The following is a 21,345-nucleotide window of genomic DNA, read 5'->3' on the forward strand; positions in this document are numbered from 1 at the left end:
CTAAAACTTGTTAATTTGGCAAAAAATTCTCAATAAAAAGAATTAACGTTGCGTGAAACTGACGGATTATATACTAATCATGTTCACTCTGTCGCTGCTTTTAAGTCTTTTAAACGCACTCCCAGAACAAGCAGCGTTGCAAGGTAGATCCCTGCTCCCAATCCAATCAGAGCGGTAAGGCATAAAACTCGTTCTAGCAATGACCACGTTAGCCACACATTCATCTCTTCTAACTGCCATAAAATAGCAGCAACCATGAAGCCACCAGCAATCACTAGCCTGCCGATAAATAACAAGGTTCTTTTGGTCAGATGATACACACCTGCAATATGTAGCCCTCTATATAAAAGAGACATATTAACGAAGGCAGACAGCGCCGTTGCGATAGCAAGACCCACGTAACCATAAAACCATGCCAAGATGGCATTGAAGACCATGTTGGTTACCATAGCAATGATGCCGTACTTAACAGGCGTTTTAGTATCTTGACGAGAGTAGTAACCAGGTGCCAGTACTTTAATCAACATAAAGTTGAGCAAGCCAGAAGCATAAGCAACAAGAGACATCGAGGCATGATTAACATCCTGAGGGGTAAACTCACCGCGCATAAACAGCACCATTAGCATAGGTTTCGCCAATACCATTAAACCCAGCATGGCAGGAATACCGAGCAATGTAACCATGCGTATCCCCCAGTCCATGGTTTGTGCAAAACCATCACTATGGTCATCGACATGTTTACGAGATAACGCCGGTAGAATGACTGTTGCGATTGCAATCCCAAACAAACCCAGTGGAAACTCTAACAGGCGGTCTGAATAGTAAAGCCAACTGATGGAGCCCGTTTGAAGAAAACTGGCAATAAATGTATCAAATAACAGGTTAATTTGGCTCACCGATACGCCAAACAGGGCAGGAATCATTAGGGTGCGAATCTTTACTACCCCAGGATCGCGCCAACCCCATTTCGGTTTAACCATCACGCCAGCTTTAATCAGAAATGGTATCTGGAATAAAAACTGAACTAAGCCTCCAAGAAATACCCCCATCGCGAGCCCTATTTCTGGCTGAGATAACTGCGGAGCAATAAACCACGCCGACAGAATAATCATTACATTAAGGAAAACAGGGGTAAAGGAAGAAACCGCAAACTTGCCTAAGGTATTGAGAATCGCTCCCGATAAAGCAACAAAGGTTATAAACCATAAATAAGGGAAGGTAATTTTGAGCATTAAGCTTGCAAGCTCAAACTTTTCTGCCGAAGGTCCACCGTTTAACCAATCCAAGAACCAGCCAAAGCCGAACAGAGCCGTCACCACGCCTGACCCCAGTACGCCCAGCACAGTGACAATAGAGACAATAACACCTAATGTACCCGCAGCTCTTGCGACAAGCTGACGAGTTTTGTCCATATCCCCAGCGGCATGATATTCCGTCAAAACCGGAACAAAGGCTTGTGAAAACGCGCCTTCCGCAAATAGGCGCCTTAGAAAATTAGGAATCTTATTAGCAAAGAAGAAGACATCGGCACTGGCTCCTGCCCCCATCAGGTTGGCAACAACAACATCTCGAACTAAGCCTAAAACTCGAGAGATCAAGGTCATAGCACTGACTATCATGCCTGACTTGAGTAGGCGTTTACTCACATTTACCTCGGGAATCAAAAAATTTGCTCTACTTTACAACAGGAATGTCATAACCAGAGCAGATTAGTATTAGCATTGAAAAAAAAATGCTGTTAGAATCCCCGCCATCTTAACCGTGAAGACCTTTCAAACCAAAATTAGTTTGACGCGATTGGTTTTTGCACAAATTATTTGACATTTAAGCGCAAATGAGGGATATTCCTCGCCCTTAAATTGTCACTGAACTAAGTTTTTGGGAGTTAGACCCTTGGCAAATAGTAAATCTGCTAAGAAGCGCGCTATCCAGGCTGAGAAACGTCGTCAGCACAACGCTAGCCGTCGCTCAATGATGCGTACTTACATGAAGAAAACTGTTGCTGCTATCGAAGCAGGCGACAAAGCTGCTGCAACTGAAGCGTTTGCTACAGTTACACCAATCCTAGACCGCATGGCAACTAAAGGCCTTATTCACAAGAATAAAGCTGCACGTCATAAGTCTCGTTTCGCTGCTGCAATCAAAGCTCTTTAATAGAACTCTGATTACCCAGTGAAAGAAAAAACCGGCATTAGCCGGTTTTTTTATATCAAAATTTCGAGGTTAAACTACAAACCTCGATACATTTATTGCTTTTCTGAACAATAAAGATCGTGCAGCAATTGGATCATTGCCTTCACCTCTTCACTGCTCAAAGTGTAATAAACTGTCTGCGCCTCTTTACGAGTGTGCACTAAGCCGTCTCGACGTAGCCACGCTAGATGCTGCGACAACGCTGATTGGCTTAACTCCAACTTACTGCACAACTCCCCTACTGACAGCTCTTGATTGTGTAATAAGCACAAGATCTGAAGACGCCTCTCATTGGCCATCGCCTTAAGCAGGACTACAGCCTGAGCAGAGTTCTTTTCCATCTCTTGTAGATTCATCGGCCACTACCTCTTCCTACAACAATACTTCTACAAACATCAGCCTTACACAATAAGTAACGCTGTCGAACGGTTACGAGATTCACTGTATATTTAATTATTTTAGAGTGAACTATTTCAGATATTAATCGAATTGTAACAACTAATCTATTTGTTCAAATAGATCGTCGTCTAATTAAATAGGGTTGGGAAGTCTGCATCACAAACATTCTTCACCGCTGGATGTTGAATCATTCGCTCTGCGAATATGACATAGTACTCTTCTTTTAACTCATCAATATGGCCGATAAGTTGTAGAGGAAGGTCGCTTTCAACTTCAGACATGTAGATAGAGGGAGCTAGGAAAATTACGTCATGATGGTAGCGAGCAAAGGCCTTCATCAAAGCCACATCATCAAACTCACCTAAGATATTTGGCTGCAAGCCTTGACGATCAAACCATTGCAGAACTTTACGCCCCATCGCAGTCCGGCTGCCCGGAATCAGCAATTTGCGTTGCTCTAATACCGCAGGAAAACTCACATCGTCAACGTTACCCGAACAGAAGAAACTCATATTACATTCACCAAGCTTCTTACTGTAGAGGCCAGGGCTTTGACTCGAATCAACCGGGCAGTCCGATAGAATCATATCTAACTTATGCTGCGCTAGTTGCTCCAATAGCATTTCGTGAGTCGATTCAAAGCAGCGTAAATGGATACTGTTGTCATCTGGAACCGTTGTTAGCAATACCTTGCTGACTAGCCTTTTAGATAGCGCGTCGGCGACTCCAACATCAAACAGAATGTTAGAGCGTTGACTGTAGTTAACAATATCGAGCATTTCATAGCTAAGGCCAAACATTCTATCAGCATACTTAAACACTAATTGGCCAAGTTCTGTCGGTTCGACACTTCGCCCATTGCGCTTGGTGAGCTTACCATCCATACGCTCTTCGAGTGCTTTAATCTGACCAGTAACAGTTTGCGGAGTCAGAAACAGCGCATCGGCAGCTTTGGTAACAGAGCCTTGTTTACATACCATCCAAAAGTAATAAAGGTGGTTGTAGTTTAAGTGTGACATAGAGAAATACTCTTCTTATTTTAGTGAGTAGGTTATAGCAAATGCAGCGCATGACAACAATAACTCGAGAATACCTACATTAATTTTGCTTATTGTAACTTTTACCGAAATCAGGACTGGTAATATGACAATTAACTGTCATAAAGCTGTCGATAGTCGAAATTTTTCTGCGATTTTTTCGATTCTAATCACATCTTACACTTGGCCTAAAAGCCACAGAAAAAAGGCTTAATAACAAATACTTAAGCTCATTGTAAATTTCAAAAGACAGTTAACAATCGCCTATCTAGATAAAAAAAATTTCATTACATATAACTGTAATATTACTGAAATATTTCCCCTCTAACATCGCCCTCAGTTTCAACAACAGACCATAACTAAGACATTAACGGTCCACGGAGAAAATGATTATGAACCAAGCTACTACTGCAGCGGCACCAATTTCGAGCACTACTCGCTGGTTGCGCTGGGCTAACTTGGCGTTCATGTTGTACCTGCTACTTCTAGCGGTATCTATGGTAGGCAGTGGTTTCAAATGGGCAACAGGTGATCAAGCCAAGGTTCTATTTGAGTTTGCCTCTCACCCTGTAGCAGGTTTGATGATCGGTTTAGTCGCAACAGCACTTATCCAATCTTCAAGTACAGTAACTTCAATTATCGTGGGCTTAGTGGCCGGCGGTCTTCCGGTAGAAACAGCTATCCCTATGGTGATGGGTGCGAACATCGGTACAACAGTAACCAACACTCTAGTTTCTCTAGGTCACGTTCGTTGCAAAGAAGAATTTAAGCGCGCATTTGCAAGTGCGACTATCCACGACTTCTTTAACCTATTAGCGGTAGCGATCTTCCTACCTATCGAAATGATGTTTGGTATTCTTGATAAGATCTCACACTGGTTAGTATCTCCATTCCTAGCAACTGGCGATATGAGCATTAAAGGTTTGAACTTCATTAAGCCTCTAACTAAACCAGTCGTAAGCGCAGTTAAAGAGCCATTAGCAACATTTGGTGACCAAATGGGTGGTATCTTACTTATCGTATTAGGTATCGCGACTATCTTCGTAGCAATCACTGTAATGGGTAAGCTAATGAAGAGCCTAATGGTTGGCCGTGCTCGTGAGATTCTAAAGAACGCAATTGGTCGTGGCCCAATCCACGGTATCTTCTCTGGTTCTATCGTAACAGTACTTGTACAGTCTTCTTCTACGACTACAAGTCTAATGGTTCCACTGGTCGGTTCTGGTGTACTTAAAGTGCGTGACGTTTACCCGTTCACTCTAGGTGCAAACATCGGTACTTGTATTACCGCTCTATTAGCAGCGACAGCAGTATCAGGTGAGTTTGCGGTATTCGCACTACAGATTGCTCTAGTACACCTAGTGTTCAACATCTTGGCGACAGTATTCATCTACGGTATTCCGTTCCTACGTGAACTACCTGTAAAAGGTGCAGACATAATCTCTGACATGGCTGTGAAGAACAAAGCGGTTGTAGCTGGTTACTTATTAGCAGTGTTCGTTGCACTGCCAGGCACAATCCTAGCGCTAACAGCTTAATACAAAGACCATCGCTTATTTGAAAGCCCGCTACTAAGGTAGCGGGCTTTTTGCGTTTAGGAACGCTGCGCTATGGAAAGAGGGATAAGGGAACGGGCTTCGCCCTACGGGGAGCTGGAGAGAACCTAAAGGGTTGGCACAATGTACATACCAACCTTTTGTTTTTATTACCGTCATCCTCAAGAACGAGGAACGAAAGAGTTGGGGATCTCTTATAGCAAGTTGAAAACCTTGATAGATTCCCTACTCGCTCCTTCGTCACTCTATGGAATGACCCAATATGGTGTTGATCACCTCAATCAGGACGAAGTCCGTTCCCGTTTTCCAAAAGCGCAGCGTTCCACAGGGCGCAGTCCGTTCTATCACGTATAAAAAAGCCGCCCTATCTTGGGCGGCTTAGACAATCAAGCGTATTCGCTATACCGAAAACGGGTACTTAATAGCATCGTGGTGTTCATACCCTTCAACCCAAAAGTCATCCAGTGTTACCCAAGTTTCCAAATCTTCTAAAGACTTAATCTCAGGGTTGATATGGAAGGTCGGAGCCTGGAGTGGCTCACGCTTCAATTGAACATCACGCATTAGCTCTAGTTGATCTTCGTAGATATGCGCGTTAACAATCTTATGGTATGCCTGCCCCGCTTTCTTACCCGTGATCTGAGCCATAATCGCAAGAAACACATATACTTGAACCATATTGAAGTTAAGACCTAGAGGAACATCGCAAGAGCGCTGCGTACTGTTTAGGTACAGAGTGTCACCCAATAGAGAGAAATGGTGACTGTACATACATGGACGCAGGCAGCCCATGTGGAACTCACCTGGGTTGTAGAAGTTTAGGATTTCACCCCGGTCATCGACGCCGCGCGTTAAGTCATCAACTATCTTACGTAACTGGTCGATATGACCGCCATCAGGCTTAGCCCATGCGCGCCCCTGAACGCCGTATACGCGCCCCATATCATCTTCACCCTTACGGTAAGGATTATTAAGCCAAGCTTCATTGAGGTTTGCATTGGCATCCCAAGTTTTGGTTCCTAGATTGCGAAAATCGTCGGCATTGTCGTAACCACGAATGTAGCCTAGTAACTCAGCAACCGCGGCTTTCCAGAAGCTTTTACGTGTCGTCACTAAAGGGAACTGGTTGTTCGCGACATCGTAAGTTAGATCTGCATTGATCACCGTTAGGCAACGCTTGCCGGTGCGCTCATTTTCAATCCACTCACCTTGCTCAACGATACGCTGACAGAGATCTAAATACTGTTTCACACCAATTCCTTACTTCGTTTGTTGTGGTAGTTCATCTTTGTAATGGCCGCGCTTATACGCCCAAACCATCATCAGGATACCAATCAGCACCATAGGTAGGGATAGGATTTGTCCCATTGAGATAAACCCACCAAATAGACCTAGATGTGCATCAGGTTCACGTACATATTCTACTAGGAAACGGAATGTACCATAACCCGCTAAAAATAGCCCTGATACCGCACCAAGAGGACGAGGCTTCTTAATAAACCAGTTCAAGATAAAGAAGAGAACGATACCTTCGAGAAGCATTTCATACAACTGAGATGGGTGACGAGGAAGTGGCCCACCATTAGGGAAGACAAATGCCCATGGAACATCAGTTACGCGTCCCCACAACTCACTGTTCATAAAGTTACCTAATCTTCCCATCCCTAAACCGAAAGGAACAAGAGGAGCGATAAAATCAGCGACACCAAAGAAAGTTCGACCGTTCTTTTTTGCATACCAGAACATTGCGCTGATAACACCCAACAAACCGCCATGGAATGACATCCCCCCCGTCCACACTTTAAACAGGTAAAGCGGATCTTGGAGGAAAAGATCGAAGTTATAGAAGATCACATAGCCAACGCGGCCACCAATTACTACACCAAGAAAGCCGGCGAAAAGCAGGTCTGAGACCTGTTCACGCGTCCAGCCACTATCAGCCTGATCGGCACGGCGATTCGCAAGCCATAGCGCGAAAGCAAAGCCTACAAGATACATTAGGCCATACCAACGGATAGAAAGCGGCCCAATGGAAACAAGTACAGGATCAATATTTGGAAAAGTTAGATATCCCTGAGACATAGGAGGATTACTCTTTTTGAAGTTCTGACAATTTTAATTTGTATAGATGAGAGTGCACTACAACAACATAGTTCCGGCAACAAACATTAAAAAAACTGCAAATATTTTTTTCAATGTTGGTGTAGGTAATGATGTCGCCAACCTCGCGCCAATACGCGTGGTTAACATAGAGGTCGAGGCAATGGCCACCAAGGCTGGTAGATAAACATAACCAATGCTGTAGTCAGGTAGAGCATCAACTTTGTAGCCATGTAAGATAAAACCCGCCATGCCAGAGATAGCAATCATACAACCACAAACCGAAGAAGAGCCTACCGCTTTGCGCATTTCAATGCCATGGCTGTTGAGAAACGGCACTGACAACGAGCCGCCACCGATACCTGCTAAGCTCGAAACGATGCCAATCCCAGTGCCATAAACCATAGTAGAGGTACTGCCAGGCATGTTTTTTTGTGACTTACCTCGGATAGAAAATAGCATTTGAATAGCAAGTAACAACACAATCACACCAAAGACTTTTGGTAGGTATTGAGCGGGAATCCACTCGGCAACATTGGCACCTAAGAAACCTCCCACCACAACGCCCGGCATTAACCATTTAACAACAAACATATCGACGTTACCGAGCTTGAAATGATTAAACGCGGAGGAACCAGAGGTAGCAATAATAGTGGCCAGCGATGTTGCTAGCGCAATCTGCATGCTGATATTGGCATCGATACCAGCAGCAGGTAACAGAAACAACAGCGCAGGTACAACGATTAAGCCACCACCAATACCCAGTAATCCTGCCATCACTCCAACAAAGGCACCCAGCAGCATAAAAGAAACAAGTAATTCTATAGACACAATAATCCTTATTTTTTGCCTGCTCGAATAAAGCCAGCAAAGCCTTTGCTTTCAAAAAATGATTGCATCATAGCATAAATGTCGCGGCCGTAAGATTGCATCAGCGCTTTGTCAGCAAGCGAACGTAATTCTTCCGTTTCAGTATGACGCAACAGGTACTTTACTTTTGCCACGTTCGAAGTGTTCATACTCAGGCTACGGTAGCCTAAGCCAACCATTAAAAGCGCGCCAATTGGATCACCAGCGAGTTCACCACAGATACATACAGGCAGGTTTAACTGCTGGCAGGTACGATGAATATGACTTAAAGCCATAATAACCGATGGGTGCATTGACTCATAAACATCTGCAACTCGAGCATTATTTCGGTCAACCGCAAGCAGGTACTGGGTTAAATCGTTAGTGCCGATAGAAACAAAATCAACTTTACTGGCAATCAATGGCAGCAAATAGATCATTGACGGAACTTCGATCATGACACCGATCTGAGGCATCGTAATCTGATCATCAAGCTCTGCCACCTCTTCATAGGCGCGAGTAATCAGTTCAATCGCGTCATCGAGCTCTTGGGCGCCAGAGACCATAGGTAACAAAATACTTAGATTCTGATGCTTTGAGCTCGCTTTCATCATCGCGCGTATCTGCATTAAGAAGATGTCAGGATGATCGAGGGTAAAGCGAATACCACGCCATCCTAAGAATGGGTTATCTTCTTCAATAGGGAGATAAGGCAAGGCTTTGTCACCACCAACATCAAGAGTCCTCATTACCACGCGTTTATTGGGATAGCTACTCAACACCGCCTGATACTGTTGGGTTTGTTCTTCCTCTGATGGGAATCGATGCTGAAGCAAAAAAGAAATTTCAGTTCGATACAGACCAACCCCATCAACCCCTTGGTTAATGGCAATATTAGTATCGGCACTCAACCCTGCGTTAAGCATTACCTCAATACGTTGACCATCTCTAGTGAACGCAGGCTCTTCAATGCGCTGATTGACCATATTGGCCAATTCACGTTCTTCGTTTGCAAGTGAGCGATATTCACGTAGCAGTTGCCGATTTGGCGAGACCAAAATCTTACCGCTATAGCCATCAACAATTCCTCGCTTCCCATTCAGCGCCTTGAGATTCAGGGCAACCCCCATCACCGCAGGGATCCCTAATGCTCTAGACAGAATTGCCGCATGTGAATTTGCCGCTCCTTCTAAGGAGACAACGGCAAGAATTTTTTCTTTAGGAATTGAGGCTAGTAAACTTGCGGTCAGCTCGCGAACGACCAGAATAACCGGATTATCAAAGAGTTGCTTCTCTTGGTCAGTATTATGTAAAAAAAACAGTAACCGTTGGCCTAGCTCACGAATGTCTTGTGCTCGCTCCCGCAAATAAACATCAGACATGCGAGCAAAACGATTTGAATAACTCTCAACCACTTGTCTAAGCGCCCAGTCGGCGCGATCGCCTTTTTGAATCTGCGCTTTAAGATCTTTACGTAGCATGGGATCGTTAAGCAAATGGGTAAAAAGGTCAAATATTGCTAAAGCGTCTTTGTTTATCTCGCTATCGAGTTTTTTACGCATACGGCGAAAATCATTCAACGCTTCTTCTATCGCCAGTAACAACCACTCCTGCTCACGTTCAATATCTAACGTTGATGCGGGATAAACATTGCTCAGTTCAGGCTGAGTGTCATCCCACCAAAATTCGCCAATTGCAACGCCAGACGAAGCTGGGACACCACGGATCGCTTGCTGCTTTTTCTCTAGTCGCCAATGACCTTGAGTTTGAGCATGAGCGATAATGACAGCAAGCTGAGCGGCAAGTGTAACTAAGAAAGACTCTTCCATTTCATCGAACTGACGTGGTGCTTTTTGTTGCACAACGAGAACACCAAGTACTTGCTTACGGTAAATAATCGGGGTGCCAAGAAAGCTTTGGTAGACTTCTTCGCCAAGCTCAGAGAAGTACTTAAAGTTAGGATGTTTAGATGCTTCCGCTAAGTTGAGCGGTTCAGCGCTGCGTTTAACAAGACCAACTAAGCCCTCGTTAAATTGGATATGAATTTTGTCGCCTTTAAAACGCAGCCCCTGAGTAGCCATTAACTCAAGACGCTGCATTTCTTCGTTAGCAAGATAGACAGTGCAACATTCAGTACTCATCGCACTGCACGTTTGTTTAACTAAAATATCTAAGGCTTGATGAACTTCTTCTACCTTAGATACTTGTTCAACTATTTCCCTTAGTTGAGAAAGCATGTCTATCCTCTTCGGTGCTTACGTTTGCCTTTTACTTTACGTTGTTTAAATGGCATTGCCATTGATGCAAACTCTTTCATCGCACGACGATATACATCGCGTTTAAAAGAAACCACTTGTCTGACTGGATACCAATAACTTACCCAACGCCAGCCATCAAATTCAGGGGAACTGCCACGCAACATATCAATTCGTGATTCATCACAATCGAGTCGTAGCAGAAACCACTTCTGTTTCTGTCCGATACAAACAGGTTTTGAATCCCAACGAACAAGACGTTTTGGTAGCTTGTACCTCAACCAATGACGACTTGTCGCAACGATCTTAACCTCTTTCTTTGTAAGACCAACCTCTTCATACAACTCCCTATACATTGCCTGTTCAGGGGTCTCACCTTCATCAATTCCACCTTGAGGAAACTGCCAAGAGTGTTGTCCGTATCGTTTAGCCCAGAAGACCTGACCATGGCTGTTACAGATTACAATTCCCACGTTTAAGCGGTAACCATCGCCATCTATCACTGGCCAACCTCTAATAAAATCTTTAATTACAGTGATTTTTCCACATATCCCCAGTAGGAGCAAACTTACTAGTGTGACTAGGGCAGAAAATATTGCTTTCCCACCCACCAATGGATAACTTTTAACCGAAACAAAGGTTACTCACACCGCAGTGAGACATAGCCCACATTTATTCACCTTTTCTGTGTATAACTATGTGAAAAATCAATGTGAAAGTGATCAATAGCTAAGCAACGACAAAATTGGTCGCCTAAAAGGATCAAACTAGATAAGAGCAGATGCTTCAAAAACAATAACTTAATAAACACATGAACTAAGCAACTTTATACAATAGCTCTTTCTGCCCCTCCCTCACACAGATCGGTCAAAGATCAACCATAGTTGATTTTATCCACACCACTTAAGTCAAAGCTAGGTATATGATTAAAATTTCAAGTATTTTCTCACCACCAAACCCCTGTTTATTCATACATAACAGTGTTAGATTGCAAATTTTCACAACCAAGCTGTGGATAACCATAAAAGTGACGATCTTTCACTCACAATGATCAATCTCTCTACAGTCGAATTTTTCTTCCATTAGGTTACAATGAGTACACTGTCCAATCGCACGAAACCACAATGAAGCCAGAACCATCCTCCGAACAAGAACTGCTGGATCGCGCTAAAAGCATCGCAGGTGTCAACTTTGCCGAACTCGCCGCAGAAGCTGATATAGATGTTCCACCAGACCTTCGTCGTGACAAAGGCTGGGTGGGTCAATTGTTGGAATGGCACTTGGGCGCCACCGCTGGCAGCAAACCGACTCAAGACTTCGAAAGACTAGGTATAGAGCTAAAAACCATCCCTATTGGCTACTCTGGTAAACCTCTAGAGACCACCTTTGTCTGTGTTGCTCCTTTGATCGGTGTACATGGACTGACATGGGAAACCAGCCATGTGCGCAATAAGCTTTCACGGGTATTGTGGATTCCGGTCGAAGGAGAAAGAGAGATTCCATTGGCAGAAAGATGCGTTGGTTCGCCTTTGATCTGGTCTCCTAGCCAAGAAGAAGAGCAGCAGTTAAAAGCCGATTGGGAAGAGTTAATGGAACTCATCGTATTGGGCCGTGTTGAACAGATCAACGCTCGCCATGGTGAAGTATTGCAACTGCGCCCCAAAGCGGCAAATAGCCGTGTGTTAACTGAAGCCTATGGGGCAAGTGGCAAGCCAATAAAAACGCTGCCAAGAGGGTTCTATCTAAGGACTCAATTCACAGCGCGTATTTTGCAAGATTACTATGTTTAGTGCGTAGTAAGTGACATCTCCACATCATGATATAGTGGGCCATCACCAGCTCCGCACTCATCGTAAGCATTGTGTAAACGCAAGTAAGCCCGCTCTACTCCTAACCGCAGTAGCTCTTCTTTTACTCGCTCTAGCGACTCAAAGTGTACCGGTTCATCATCGATTTTAACTGGCTCTAATTTGTGCTTATACTCGACAGCTAAAAGATACTGTGACAGATCTGAGCAACCGATGACAAACACCTTTGGCGGCTGGTAGCTATCTTTATGATGACCATGAATCCACTTATCTAACTGACTTTTTTGCATAGTTCACCTCCATAAATCAGTATTAGCCAACTTTGCAAAATTTGCGAATTTGTTACCACACGCTCTTTTCTAATCGTAGTCAAATCCCCTATAGTGGGATCTCATGCCCGTAACGACAAGGAAGATCGATGCAATACAACAAGTTACCCCACTCCACTCTGGAAGTGAGTAAGATCTGTCTTGGCACCATGACATTTGGTGAACAAAACACTGAGCAAGATGCCTTTAGTCAACTGGATTACGCACTTGAGCGAGGTGTAAACTTTATTGATACTGCGGAAATGTACCCTGTACCGCCTAAAGCCAACACGCAAGGATTGACTGAACAGTACATTGGAAACTGGTTAGCAAAATCAGCGAATCGTGAAAAGGTCGTCATAGCAACCAAAGTCGCAGGACCACGAAACATTCCGCATATCCGCGACAATACGTGCTTAGATAGAAGAAATATCCATCTTGCCATTGATGAAAGCTTGAAACGCCTACAGACAGACTACGTTGATCTTTACCAACTGCATTGGCCGCAAAGACAAACCAACTGTTTTGGCCAACTCAACTATCCCTACCCAGACGATCAGGAAGAAGTCACCTTAATAGAAACTCTCGAAGCGCTCGCAGAGCTGATTAAAGCGGGTAAGGTACGTTATATCGGCGTTTCTAATGAAACTCCCTGGGGTGTTATGACTTTGCTTCGTTTAGCTGAAAAGCACGAGCTACCACGAATTGTATCGATTCAAAACCCGTACAACCTACTCAATCGTAGTTTTGAAGTTGGTTTATCTGAGATTAGCCATTATGAAGGGGTTCAGCTCCTTGCTTATTCTCCACTCGCGTTTGGCTGCTTAAGTGGTAAGTACCTCAATGGAGCGCGTCCTGAAGGGGCTAGATGCTCTCTATTCGAACGCTTTATTCGCTATTTTACCCCGCAAGGAAAACAAGCCACTCAAGCGTATGTCGATCTCGCGAGAAAGCACGGTTTAGATCCAGCGCAAATGGCGTTGGCTTTTGTTAACCAACGGCCGTTTGTCGCATCCAACATAATTGGAGCGACGAACTTAGAACAGCTTAAATCAAATATTGATAGCTTAGATGTCGTACTAACAGAGGAATTGCTTCAAGGGATTCAAGACATTGGTACGACTTACTCCAACCCTTGTCCATAATCTGTCGTTGCAGAATAGCGGGGCAGGTGAAGCGCCTGCCCCTTTTGTTACGTTGGTATTCGCGCACTTAACACACGGCGAAGATGACGAATGCGACGTTCGGCTTTGACACTATCAGGCTCTGAAAAGCCGACTGGACGACCATCTTGTTCAAGACCAATGTCACGCAATAGATGTTCGTTATTCCATGGAATATCAAAGGCACTGCGGCGCAGTTTACGTTTCCATTGACGTTCTTCTCGGCGAAGATCCGCTTTTACCAAAAGAGTGGCTAGTTTTAGATATACAGAATGACTCATGAGTTTTCTCCAGTTGAGTTTAAGCTGGGAAAAGATCAACGAATCGATAGATCGAGAGTGTTTTAATTCGCTGCTTTTCCGCAGCCAATTAAAAAAGGATACGGATTAATTACATTGTTTTATCTAGGTTTCGATCAGCTACAAAGGCATTGTTTTTTGTAGCATCCATCGCAGAGACGGCTTGATCGTTAGACGCACAGATAAATGATTTAACGGTGAAATGTTTCATTGTGCGCCTCCTAACTAATGTATTAATCCAAAATGGTTTGATGGGTTCGAGCCTTAGCTCATGGTTAAATTCTATGCATGCACGGTGATATTTCAACCACTTTATTCGCCCAAATTACAAAACAATTTTTTAACCTAAAAACACCCCTTACAAGCTTTTTCATATAAGATATTCAACCAAGGAATATATATCAATCGATAGATCGTGTCGGTTATATAAATAAAAACCGCACCAATTATAGTACGGCTTTTTATTTACAAATCAGCCAGCTATACAGGAATATCAGAGATCAAGTTGTGTTTGTTTAACAATCGATACATAGTTGCACGAGATACACCTAATTCTTTGGCTGCCATAGACACCTGACCTGCATGAGACTCCAACACAAGCAATAGGGCATCTTTCTCACTTCGCTCACGGATACTCTTTAAACTACGACGGCTATCACTGCGTTTAGGCAAATCTAAATGTAGCTCATCAAGCATGACTGTATCTGACATCAGAACAATACGTTTTATCTGGTTCATTAATTCTCGGACGTTGCCAGGCCAGTGATACCTAGTAAGTGCTCTTGCTGCTTCTTCAGTAAAACTGCGCGCTTGAGCGTTGTACTCTTTTGAGTACTCCTGTAAGAAGTGACGCGCAAGGATAGTGATATCACCAGCACGCTCCTTCAGACTTGGGACGTTAATACGCAGTACGTTGATGTAGTGATACAGTTCTTCATTGAAGTCGCCATCAATCAAGGCTTTTTCAATATCAGCCGAGTTTGCGGCTAACACACGCACATCCACTTCTTTGCGTCCAGACGCAGTATCGACCATACCTTCTTGGAGAAAACGCAGCAGATTAAACTGTTGCGATTTAGGTAAAGTCAGAATGTCATTGAGCAATATGGTGCCACCATCAGCTTTCTCTAAGATAGAGGGCGCACTGGTGTCTTCGCGGTTGATACCAAACAGATCGCTTTCGATACGACGCTCCGACATTGCACGACAGTTGACCGAAATAAACTCTTTGTTTACTCGCGCAGAGGTTCGATGTACCGCTCGGGCAACGGTTTCCTTACCTGTACCGCTTTCACCATAAATCAAAATACTGACATCGGTTGGTCCAATACGCTTAATCTGATCTCGTAAGCGCTTAACTGGAATGGAATCACCAATTAGCCCCATGTCACTCTGATTGCCATAATGTGGCCAGACTTTCTTCTCTAGTTTAAGCATGCCCAACTGGTGACCAATAGTGCTTAGAAGCTGGGCATCTGGAATTGGAGCGGTAAAAAAGTCGATACAAAAGTTAACGATAAATTGGCAAATCGTATCTGAGCTTAATTGAGATTCACGAATGAATGCTAACCAACGCACCTGTTTATGCTTACTCACCAAATTAGCAATACCATTGAGGCTAAACTCATCATGACTGAGGTCAACAATACCGATACAAGGACCTGTTTCAGTAAACAATGCATCGGCTTTACGCAAATCACCGCACTGAGTACACCTCCAACCTACTTGCTCTAAAACTGACAGCCAAGGCTCATAGGTCCCCCCCACAACAACCAATGAACCTGGAACGGAATCCATCCGGAATTGACTACCCATGAAGCTAGTTCCTTTTTATTGATAATGTAAATGCTGTGCGCTTAAACACACATAAAAATATATGTCGTTACATTATAGAGACTTGAAGAGATAATCTGTCTCAAATATAAGACTAGCTAGGGAATGATACTTTTTCCATACGTTGTGAGAGGCTACTCGTAAAAAAAATTCTTTCTCAACGAACTCAAAAGCTTAGTAAAAGGCCATCAACACGCTGCTCCAAATTCATTGCGGTTATACAAGCCAACTAAAGTTGTAGATTGCATAAAGCAAAAAAGTCACCCGAAGGTGACTTTTACTGTCTTATTGTTGCTCAAATTTAAGCTTGAGGACGCATTGCCGGAAATAAGATCACATCACGGATTGTGTGCGTATTGGTAAATAGCATTGCTAGACGGTCGATACCGATACCTTGACCCGCTGTTGGCGGTAGGCCGTGCTCTAGTGCTGTGATGTAGTCTGCATCGTAGTACATTGCTTCATCATCGCCTGCGTCTTTCGCGTTAACTTGCGCTTTGAAACGCTCATCTTGGTCCTGTGCATCGTTAAGCTCAGAGAAGCCATTCGCGACTTCACGGCCACCGATGAAGAACTCAAAACGATCTGTGAAGAACGGGTTGTCATCGCTACGGCGTGCTAGAGGAGAGATGTCCGCTGGGTAGCCAGTGATGAACGTTGGTTGGATTAGCTGAGGCTCAGCCGTTTCACCAAAGATCTCTTCAAGAAGCTGACCACATGTCCAGAACGTTTCTACTTCTACGTGTACAGATTTCGCGATTGCTAGCATCTTCTCACGGTCTTGTAGGTCTGCTTCTGTTAGCGCTTGAATCTCAGCGTGCTCAGGGTTGTAGTGCTTAATCGCATCGAACATGCTCATACGTGCGTACTTACCACCAAACTCTACCGTTTCGTCACCGTAAGGCATTGAAGTAGAGCCAAGAACGTCCATAGCCGCTGTGCTTAGCATCTCTTCAGTCAGATCCATTAGATCTTTGTAGTCAGAGTACGCTTGGTAGAATTCCATCATAGTGAATTCTGGATTGTGACGTGGAGAAAGACCTTCGTTACGGAAGTTACGGTTGATCTCAAATACACGATCAAAACCACCAACCACTAGACGCTTCAAGTAAAGCTCTGGCGCAACACGTAGGTACATGTCGATATCAAGTGCATTGTGATGAGTGATAAATGGACGAGCCGTTGCACCACCCGGAATCACGTGCATCATAGGCGTTTCTACTTCTAGGTAACCTTTTGCGCTCATAAAGTTACGGATAGAAGAAACGAGCTTAGAACGAATGATGAAAGTTTCGCGAGAATCTTGGTTCACGATCAGGTCAACGTAACGTTGACGGTAACGCATCTCTTGGTCTGTCAGACCATGGAACTTCTCTGGTAGAGGACGAAGTGCTTTGGTTAACAGTTCAAACTCTTCCATATTCACGTAAAGATCGCCTTTACCTGACTTGTGTAGTGCACCTTTAACTCCGATGATGTCACCGATATCTAAGCCTTGGTACTTCTCTTTTAGTACTTTTTGAACATCTTTCGCTGCATACGCTTGGATACGGCCTGATGTTTCTTGAATCGCTAGGAATGGGCCACGCTTAGCCATAACACGACCCGCGATCGCGACTACATGGTTTAGTTCTTCCAGCTCTTCCTTAGTCTTTTCACCGAACTCTTTTTGAAGGTCGCCCGCTAGTGCGTCACGACGGAAGTCGTTTGGGTGGCCGTTTGCTTTGCAGCTTTGGCGGATATGATCCAGTTTGCTACGACGCTCAGCAATCAGCTTGTTCTCTTCAGGTAAAGAGGCTTCTTGTACGTTTTCGTTTTGAACAGCATCAGTCATTTTCGATGTATCCTGTCTATCTTTATGAAAATAGTTTTTTCGGTGAAAAGCTTAAAGACCTGATTTCAGGCTAGCTTCGATAAATTTGTCTAGATCGCCGTCAAGAACCGTTTGAGTATTGCGGTTTTCAACGCCAGTACGTAAATCTTTGATTCGAGAGTCATCCAGCACATAAGAACGGATCTGGCTACCCCAACCGATGTCAGATTTCGCATCTTCATTCGCTTGCTTCTCAGCGTTTTGCTTTTGAATCTCTAGCTCAAAAAGTTTCGCTCGAAGCTGCTTCATCGCTTGGTCTTTGTTCTTATGCTGAGAACGGTCATTCTGACACTGAACCACAGTATTAGTAGGTACGTGGGTAATACGTACCGCAGATTCAGTGGTGTTTACGTGCTGACCACCTGCGCCAGATGCGCGGTAAACATCGATTCGAAGATCTGAAGGGTTAATATCGATCTGAATGTTGTCATCAATCTCTGGGTAGATAAACGCAGAAGCAAAAGAAGTATGACGGCGACCACTTGAATCAAATGGAGACTTACGAACTAGTCGGTGAACACCTGTTTCTGTACGAAGCCAACCATAAGCGTATTCGCCAGAAATCTTCACCGTTGCCCCCTTAAGGCCAGCAACTTCACCTTCAGATACTTCGATAACCTCAGTCTTAAAGCCTTTCGCTTCAGCCCAACGTAGGTACATACGTAGCATCATTGATGTCCAGTCTTGCGCCTCTGTGCCACCTGAGCCTGACTGCAAATCAATATAGCAATCAGAAGAATCGTGATCACCAGAGAACATACGACGGAACTCAAGCTTTTCTAACTTAGCTTCAAGCTCTGCTAGTTCTGGTTCAATTTCATCGAAGGTTTCTTGATCTTCTTCTTCAACCGCAAGCTCTAAAAGACCTTCAACATCTTCAACACCTTGCTCAAGTTGATCGATCGTTTCTACAACCGCTTCTAGTGAAGAACGTTCTTTACCCAGTGCTTGCGCGCGCTCAGGTTCATTCCATACATCCGGCTGTTCGAGTTCTGCGTTAACTTCTTCTAGACGCTCTTGCTTGGCGTCATAGTCAAAGGTACCCCCTCAGGACATTCGTGCGCTCAGACACGTCCTTTAGGCGGTTTTTAATAGGATTGATTTCAAACATGTTTGCTCAGCATTTATGAGTAGAATTTAACCGAAGAATTCTACTTAAAAATGTGATGAAGATACAGGAATTTTTTACTGAAGAATAAAAATGCTTGAATAGAAAAATCCCCTGCCACGCCTTACGCGACAGGGGATCTTTGATTCAAAAAAGTTGCTTTATTATGCAGCTTCTTCAGCCATGGCGTGAGAGGTAGATTTACCAATAAAGAACATGCAAACAATCGCTACCGTCGTTGGCAGCAACCACCCCATGCCAACATCAAATAGTGGCAGCATGCTCAATGCCGATACGTCCACACCCGCTACTTTCGCTGCATCAATCAGTGCAAATAGCAATGACACCAGAATAACCACGCGATAAGCCGTTTGCGGGTTTGGTAGTTTTTTGCGTACAAATGTCAATGCCACTAAAGCAATCGCAACAGGGTATAGCGCAAATAGCACTGGTACCGACAAAGAAATAAGCTGAGATAGACCGACGTTTGCGACTGTCGCACAGGCTACACCGATAATGACCACCCAAACTTTATAGGAAACTGGCGTTATCGAACTGAAGTAATCAGAACACGCAGAGATAATACCGATAGCCGTTGTTAAACATGCAAGCAGTACAATGACTGACAACACAATTTGACCATAAGGACCGAACAAAGACTGAACATACATGCTAAGAATCGCGCCACCGTTGTCGGCACCTGCAGCCACGGCCGCACTGGTTGCACCTAGGTAGAACAGTGATACGTAGACAAATGCTAAACCTACTGCAGCAACACATGCAGCGCTAATCAGGTACTTTGCCGTCGCCTTTTGATCTGCAATACCTTTTTTGCGCAGTGCATCAACGATAAGCCCGCCAAACATCAGTGAGGCAAAAGTATCCATGGTGTTGTAGCCTTCAAGGAAGCCTTTCTGCAATGGATGCGTTAAGTATTCACCTTGCGCGGCAATCATGTTGCCTTGTGGGTCGATAAACACTGCAGCAGCAAGAACAATTAAACCTAAGAAAAGAACTGGAGTCAGTACTTTACCGATCACATCAATCAGTTTTCCCTGAGACCATGCGAAGAACATCGCAATAGCAAAGAACAAGATTGAGAAAATTGTTAGATGCGATTGCGCAGCATCAATGAAAAATGGTTTAACCGCCATTTCGTAAGCAACAAGACCTGTGCGCGGAGCCGCAAATGCAGGACCAATAATGATAAAGATTAGCACCGCTATGATCATCGCTGCACGTTTTGGCAGATCTTTAGTTAGGTGATCCCAAGAACCACCAGCAACTGCAATAGCAACGATAGTAATAAGAGGTAGACCTACCGCAGTTAAAAGGAAACCTGTCATTGCAGGGATTAAATTCTCTCCAGCTAATTGACCTGCTAGAGGTGGGAAAATAATGTTGCCTGCACCCAAAAAGAATGCGAAAAGCATAAAGCCTACCGCAATAATATCTGTTAGTTTTAAAGTCTGATTCACTGTCGACCCTTTAGTTATAATTTAAATAGATGTTGTGTCTGCTGAGTAAGTCGAACTGGCGCTCACTCTATAAAATTAAGGCGCGCATAATGACGAAATCCTCATCAGCTCGCAAGCTTGAGGCTAAAAACACCATAAAAATTTATAATTCAGGCAAAAAGTCAGCATGCATCACTAGAATTTGATGAAATCCCAGTTTAATAAACTAGTAAAATTCTCATACACAAGTGACACAAATAGCACAAAAATCCAAACAATCAATTAACAACAGATCAATTAACTTAAAAACAAACAAAACTCCGATAAACATAAAAAATCATGAATAAGACCAAAGACTTTGACTTCAAACAATTCACTATTTATGGTGGGTATTCAGGTATGCCCGTTAGTACCGACGGAGTCCTTCTTGGTGCTTGGGTAGAGCTTAGTAAGTCAGCGCATTTGCTCGATATCGGAACAGGTACTGGTCTATTAAGTTTGATGTGTGCCCAACGTCATTCTTCACTCATCATCGAAGCGATTGATATTGATGTTCATGCCATCGAAGCCGCTCAAGTTAACTTCTCTCGCTCATCTTGGCAGAAAAGATTAGCGCTGCATCAAGGCGACATACTCCAATATAAATTTACACGGCAGTTTGATCGGATCATTTGCAACCCACCTTACTTTAACAGTGGTGAGCAAGCCCGTAACGCAACACGAGCAACCGCAAGGCATACTGGTACCTTTACCCACAAAGCGCTTCTTTTACGTTGTAAGCAACTGCTCACTAACAAGGGAAAAGCAAGCTTTGTGCTACCTAAGCTAGAAGGTGAGCAATTTGTACAACTCGCTAAAACGCAAGACTGGCACGTCAGTCGCTTATGTCAAATCAAAGCAACCGAGCGTAAAGAAGTCTCTAGGCTATTGATCGAATTAACAAAGTTTCCAACCGCTACAATTAGGGAATCACTGACCATTCACACCGATCAAGGTTATAGTGATACCTTTATTGAATTGACCAAAGACTTTTATCTTAAGATGTAAAAAATAAGGTGTGATCCTTGTCACCGAACACTCTATAATACGTCCCCTTAAATTTATTGT

At 43.8% G+C, this 21,345-nt stretch carries 20 protein-coding genes; 6 read left to right on the top strand and 14 right to left on the bottom strand.

Annotated elements, in window-relative coordinates; all coding sequences use genetic code 11:
- Positions 1-83: 83 nt before the first annotated feature.
- Positions 84-1,646, bottom strand: a complete 1,563-nt coding sequence (gene murJ, locus APB76_RS01520) for a murein biosynthesis integral membrane protein MurJ (RefSeq protein ID WP_054962734.1) — start codon at positions 1,644-1,646, stop codon at positions 84-86.
- Between the two features lie 247 nt (positions 1,647-1,893).
- Here murJ and rpsT point away from each other — a divergent pair, with 247 nt between their 5' ends.
- Positions 1,894-2,154, top strand: coding sequence for a 30S ribosomal protein S20 (rpsT, locus tag APB76_RS01525; protein WP_004410238.1), 261 nt, complete (start codon positions 1,894-1,896; stop codon positions 2,152-2,154).
- A 92-nt stretch (positions 2,155-2,246) separates the two neighbouring features.
- On the opposite strand, the gene APB76_RS01530 is transcribed toward rpsT, so the two are convergent.
- Both APB76_RS01530 and nhaR read right to left on the bottom strand, forming a co-directional pair.
- On the bottom strand, positions 2,247-2,549 hold the full coding sequence (locus tag APB76_RS01530; RefSeq protein WP_049845699.1) for an ArsR/SmtB family transcription factor: 303 nt from the start codon (positions 2,547-2,549) through the stop codon (positions 2,247-2,249).
- A gap of 171 nt (positions 2,550-2,720) precedes the next feature.
- Positions 2,721-3,611: a transcriptional activator NhaR gene (gene nhaR / locus APB76_RS01535; protein WP_049845698.1), complete on the bottom strand. Its 891-nt coding sequence runs from the start codon at positions 3,609-3,611 to the stop codon at positions 2,721-2,723.
- Between the two features lie 410 nt (positions 3,612-4,021).
- On the opposite strand from nhaR, the gene APB76_RS01540 reads away from it, so the two are divergent.
- Positions 4,022-5,167, top strand: a complete 1,146-nt coding sequence (locus APB76_RS01540; protein ID WP_049845697.1) for a Na/Pi symporter — start codon at positions 4,022-4,024, stop codon at positions 5,165-5,167.
- Positions 5,168-5,308: 141 nt separating this feature from the next.
- On the top strand, positions 5,309-5,539 hold the full coding sequence (locus APB76_RS22880) for a hypothetical protein (protein WP_157633175.1): 231 nt from the start codon (positions 5,309-5,311) through the stop codon (positions 5,537-5,539).
- Between the two features lie 45 nt (positions 5,540-5,584).
- Here APB76_RS22880 and APB76_RS01545 read toward each other — a convergent pair whose 3' ends face one another.
- Genes APB76_RS01545 through rppH form a run of 5 tightly spaced genes read right to left on the bottom strand, consistent with a single transcriptional unit; the run spans position 5,585 to position 10,892 of the window.
- Positions 5,585-6,436: a thymidylate synthase gene (locus APB76_RS01545; protein WP_054962735.1), complete on the bottom strand. Its 852-nt coding sequence runs from the start codon at positions 6,434-6,436 to the stop codon at positions 5,585-5,587.
- 9 nt (positions 6,437-6,445) lie between these two features.
- The gene (lgt, locus tag APB76_RS01550) at positions 6,446-7,267 is read right to left on the bottom strand and encodes a prolipoprotein diacylglyceryl transferase (RefSeq protein WP_049845695.1); all 822 of its coding nucleotides are present in this window, start codon (positions 7,265-7,267) and stop codon (positions 6,446-6,448) included.
- 57 nt (positions 7,268-7,324) lie between these two features.
- Positions 7,325-8,089, bottom strand: coding sequence for a sulfite exporter TauE/SafE family protein (locus tag APB76_RS01555; protein WP_371717951.1), 765 nt, complete (start codon positions 8,087-8,089; stop codon positions 7,325-7,327).
- Between the two features lie 35 nt (positions 8,090-8,124).
- Entirely contained in the window at positions 8,125-10,371 is a 2,247-nt protein-coding gene (gene ptsP, locus APB76_RS01560; protein ID WP_054962737.1) for a phosphoenolpyruvate--protein phosphotransferase, read from the bottom strand.
- Between the two features lie 2 nt (positions 10,372-10,373).
- Positions 10,374-10,892, bottom strand: a complete 519-nt coding sequence (rppH, locus tag APB76_RS01565) for an RNA pyrophosphohydrolase (RefSeq protein WP_049845692.1) — start codon at positions 10,890-10,892, stop codon at positions 10,374-10,376.
- Between the two features lie 621 nt (positions 10,893-11,513).
- Here rppH and mutH point away from each other — a divergent pair.
- Entirely contained in the window at positions 11,514-12,179 is a 666-nt protein-coding gene (gene mutH, locus APB76_RS01570; RefSeq protein WP_049845691.1) for a DNA mismatch repair endonuclease MutH, read from the top strand.
- On the opposite strand, the gene APB76_RS01575 is transcribed toward mutH, so the two are convergent.
- A complete protein-coding gene (locus tag APB76_RS01575; RefSeq protein WP_049845690.1) occupies positions 12,176-12,487 on the bottom strand; it encodes a DUF6482 family protein in 312 nt (103 codons plus the stop codon). The genes mutH and APB76_RS01575 overlap by 4 nt on opposite strands.
- A gap of 128 nt (positions 12,488-12,615) precedes the next feature.
- Between APB76_RS01575 and APB76_RS01580 the strand changes: the two genes are divergently transcribed.
- Positions 12,616-13,650: an NADP(H)-dependent aldo-keto reductase gene (locus APB76_RS01580; protein ID WP_049845689.1), complete on the top strand. Its 1,035-nt coding sequence runs from the start codon at positions 12,616-12,618 to the stop codon at positions 13,648-13,650.
- Between the two features lie 47 nt (positions 13,651-13,697).
- Here APB76_RS01580 and APB76_RS01585 read toward each other — a convergent pair whose 3' ends face one another.
- From APB76_RS01585 to brnQ, 5 genes are all read right to left on the bottom strand, one after another.
- Positions 13,698-13,949, bottom strand: a complete 252-nt coding sequence (locus APB76_RS01585; RefSeq protein ID WP_049845688.1) for a hypothetical protein — start codon at positions 13,947-13,949, stop codon at positions 13,698-13,700.
- A 498-nt stretch (positions 13,950-14,447) separates the two neighbouring features.
- Positions 14,448-15,782: a cyclic-di-GMP-binding transcriptional regulator VpsR gene (gene vpsR, locus APB76_RS01590; protein WP_049845687.1), complete on the bottom strand. Its 1,335-nt coding sequence runs from the start codon at positions 15,780-15,782 to the stop codon at positions 14,448-14,450.
- 319 nt (positions 15,783-16,101) lie between these two features.
- Positions 16,102-17,634, bottom strand: coding sequence for a lysine--tRNA ligase (gene lysS / locus APB76_RS01595; RefSeq protein ID WP_054962738.1), 1,533 nt, complete (start codon positions 17,632-17,634; stop codon positions 16,102-16,104).
- A gap of 51 nt (positions 17,635-17,685) precedes the next feature.
- Positions 17,686-18,784 (bottom strand): peptide chain release factor 2 gene (gene prfB / locus APB76_RS01600; RefSeq protein WP_157633176.1). Its coding sequence is split into 2 segments (ribosomal slippage): positions 17,686-18,708 and positions 18,710-18,784, totalling 1,098 coding nucleotides; the frame shifts between segments, so codons are not numbered across the junction.
- Between the two features lie 161 nt (positions 18,785-18,945).
- Positions 18,946-20,259, bottom strand: a complete 1,314-nt coding sequence (gene brnQ, locus APB76_RS01605; protein ID WP_054962740.1) for a branched-chain amino acid transport system II carrier protein — start codon at positions 20,257-20,259, stop codon at positions 18,946-18,948.
- Positions 20,260-20,577: 318 nt separating this feature from the next.
- On the opposite strand from brnQ, the gene APB76_RS01610 reads away from it, so the two are divergent.
- Entirely contained in the window at positions 20,578-21,285 is a 708-nt protein-coding gene (locus APB76_RS01610) for a tRNA1(Val) (adenine(37)-N6)-methyltransferase (protein WP_054962741.1), read from the top strand.
- Positions 21,286-21,345: the final 60 nt, after the last annotated feature.

It is taken from the genome of Vibrio bivalvicida, assembly GCF_001399455.2.
Classification (GTDB): domain Bacteria; phylum Pseudomonadota; class Gammaproteobacteria; order Enterobacterales; family Vibrionaceae; genus Vibrio; species Vibrio bivalvicida.

Excerpts from the sequence above, each read along its gene's own strand:
- APB76_RS01610 (WP_054962741.1), top strand. The coding sequence starts at position 20,578 with ATGAATAAGACCAAAGACTTTGACTTCAAACAATTCACTATTTATGGT.
- APB76_RS01580 (WP_049845689.1), top strand. The coding sequence starts at position 12,616 with ATGCAATACAACAAGTTACCCCACTCCACTCTGGAAGTGAGTAAGATC.
- nhaR (WP_049845698.1), bottom strand. The coding sequence starts at position 3,611 with ATGTCACACTTAAACTACAACCACCTTTATTACTTTTGGATGGTATGT.
- APB76_RS01555 (WP_371717951.1), bottom strand. The coding sequence starts at position 8,089 with ATGCTGCTGGGTGCCTTTGTTGGAGTGATGGCAGGATTACTGGGTATT.
- APB76_RS01540 (WP_049845697.1), top strand. The coding sequence starts at position 4,022 with ATGAACCAAGCTACTACTGCAGCGGCACCAATTTCGAGCACTACTCGC.
- APB76_RS01585 (WP_049845688.1), bottom strand. The coding sequence starts at position 13,949 with ATGAGTCATTCTGTATATCTAAAACTAGCCACTCTTTTGGTAAAAGCG.
- lgt (WP_049845695.1), bottom strand. The coding sequence starts at position 7,267 with ATGTCTCAGGGATATCTAACTTTTCCAAATATTGATCCTGTACTTGTT.
- vpsR (WP_049845687.1), bottom strand. The coding sequence starts at position 15,782 with ATGGGTAGTCAATTCCGGATGGATTCCGTTCCAGGTTCATTGGTTGTT.
- APB76_RS01530 (WP_049845699.1), bottom strand. The coding sequence starts at position 2,549 with ATGAATCTACAAGAGATGGAAAAGAACTCTGCTCAGGCTGTAGTCCTG.
- lysS (WP_054962738.1), bottom strand. The coding sequence starts at position 17,634 with ATGACTGATGCTGTTCAAAACGAAAACGTACAAGAAGCCTCTTTACCT.
- APB76_RS22880 (WP_157633175.1), top strand. The coding sequence starts at position 5,309 with ATGTACATACCAACCTTTTGTTTTTATTACCGTCATCCTCAAGAACGA.
- mutH (WP_049845691.1), top strand. The coding sequence starts at position 11,514 with ATGAAGCCAGAACCATCCTCCGAACAAGAACTGCTGGATCGCGCTAAA.
- APB76_RS01575 (WP_049845690.1), bottom strand. The coding sequence starts at position 12,487 with ATGCAAAAAAGTCAGTTAGATAAGTGGATTCATGGTCATCATAAAGAT.
- ptsP (WP_054962737.1), bottom strand. The coding sequence starts at position 10,371 with ATGCTTTCTCAACTAAGGGAAATAGTTGAACAAGTATCTAAGGTAGAA.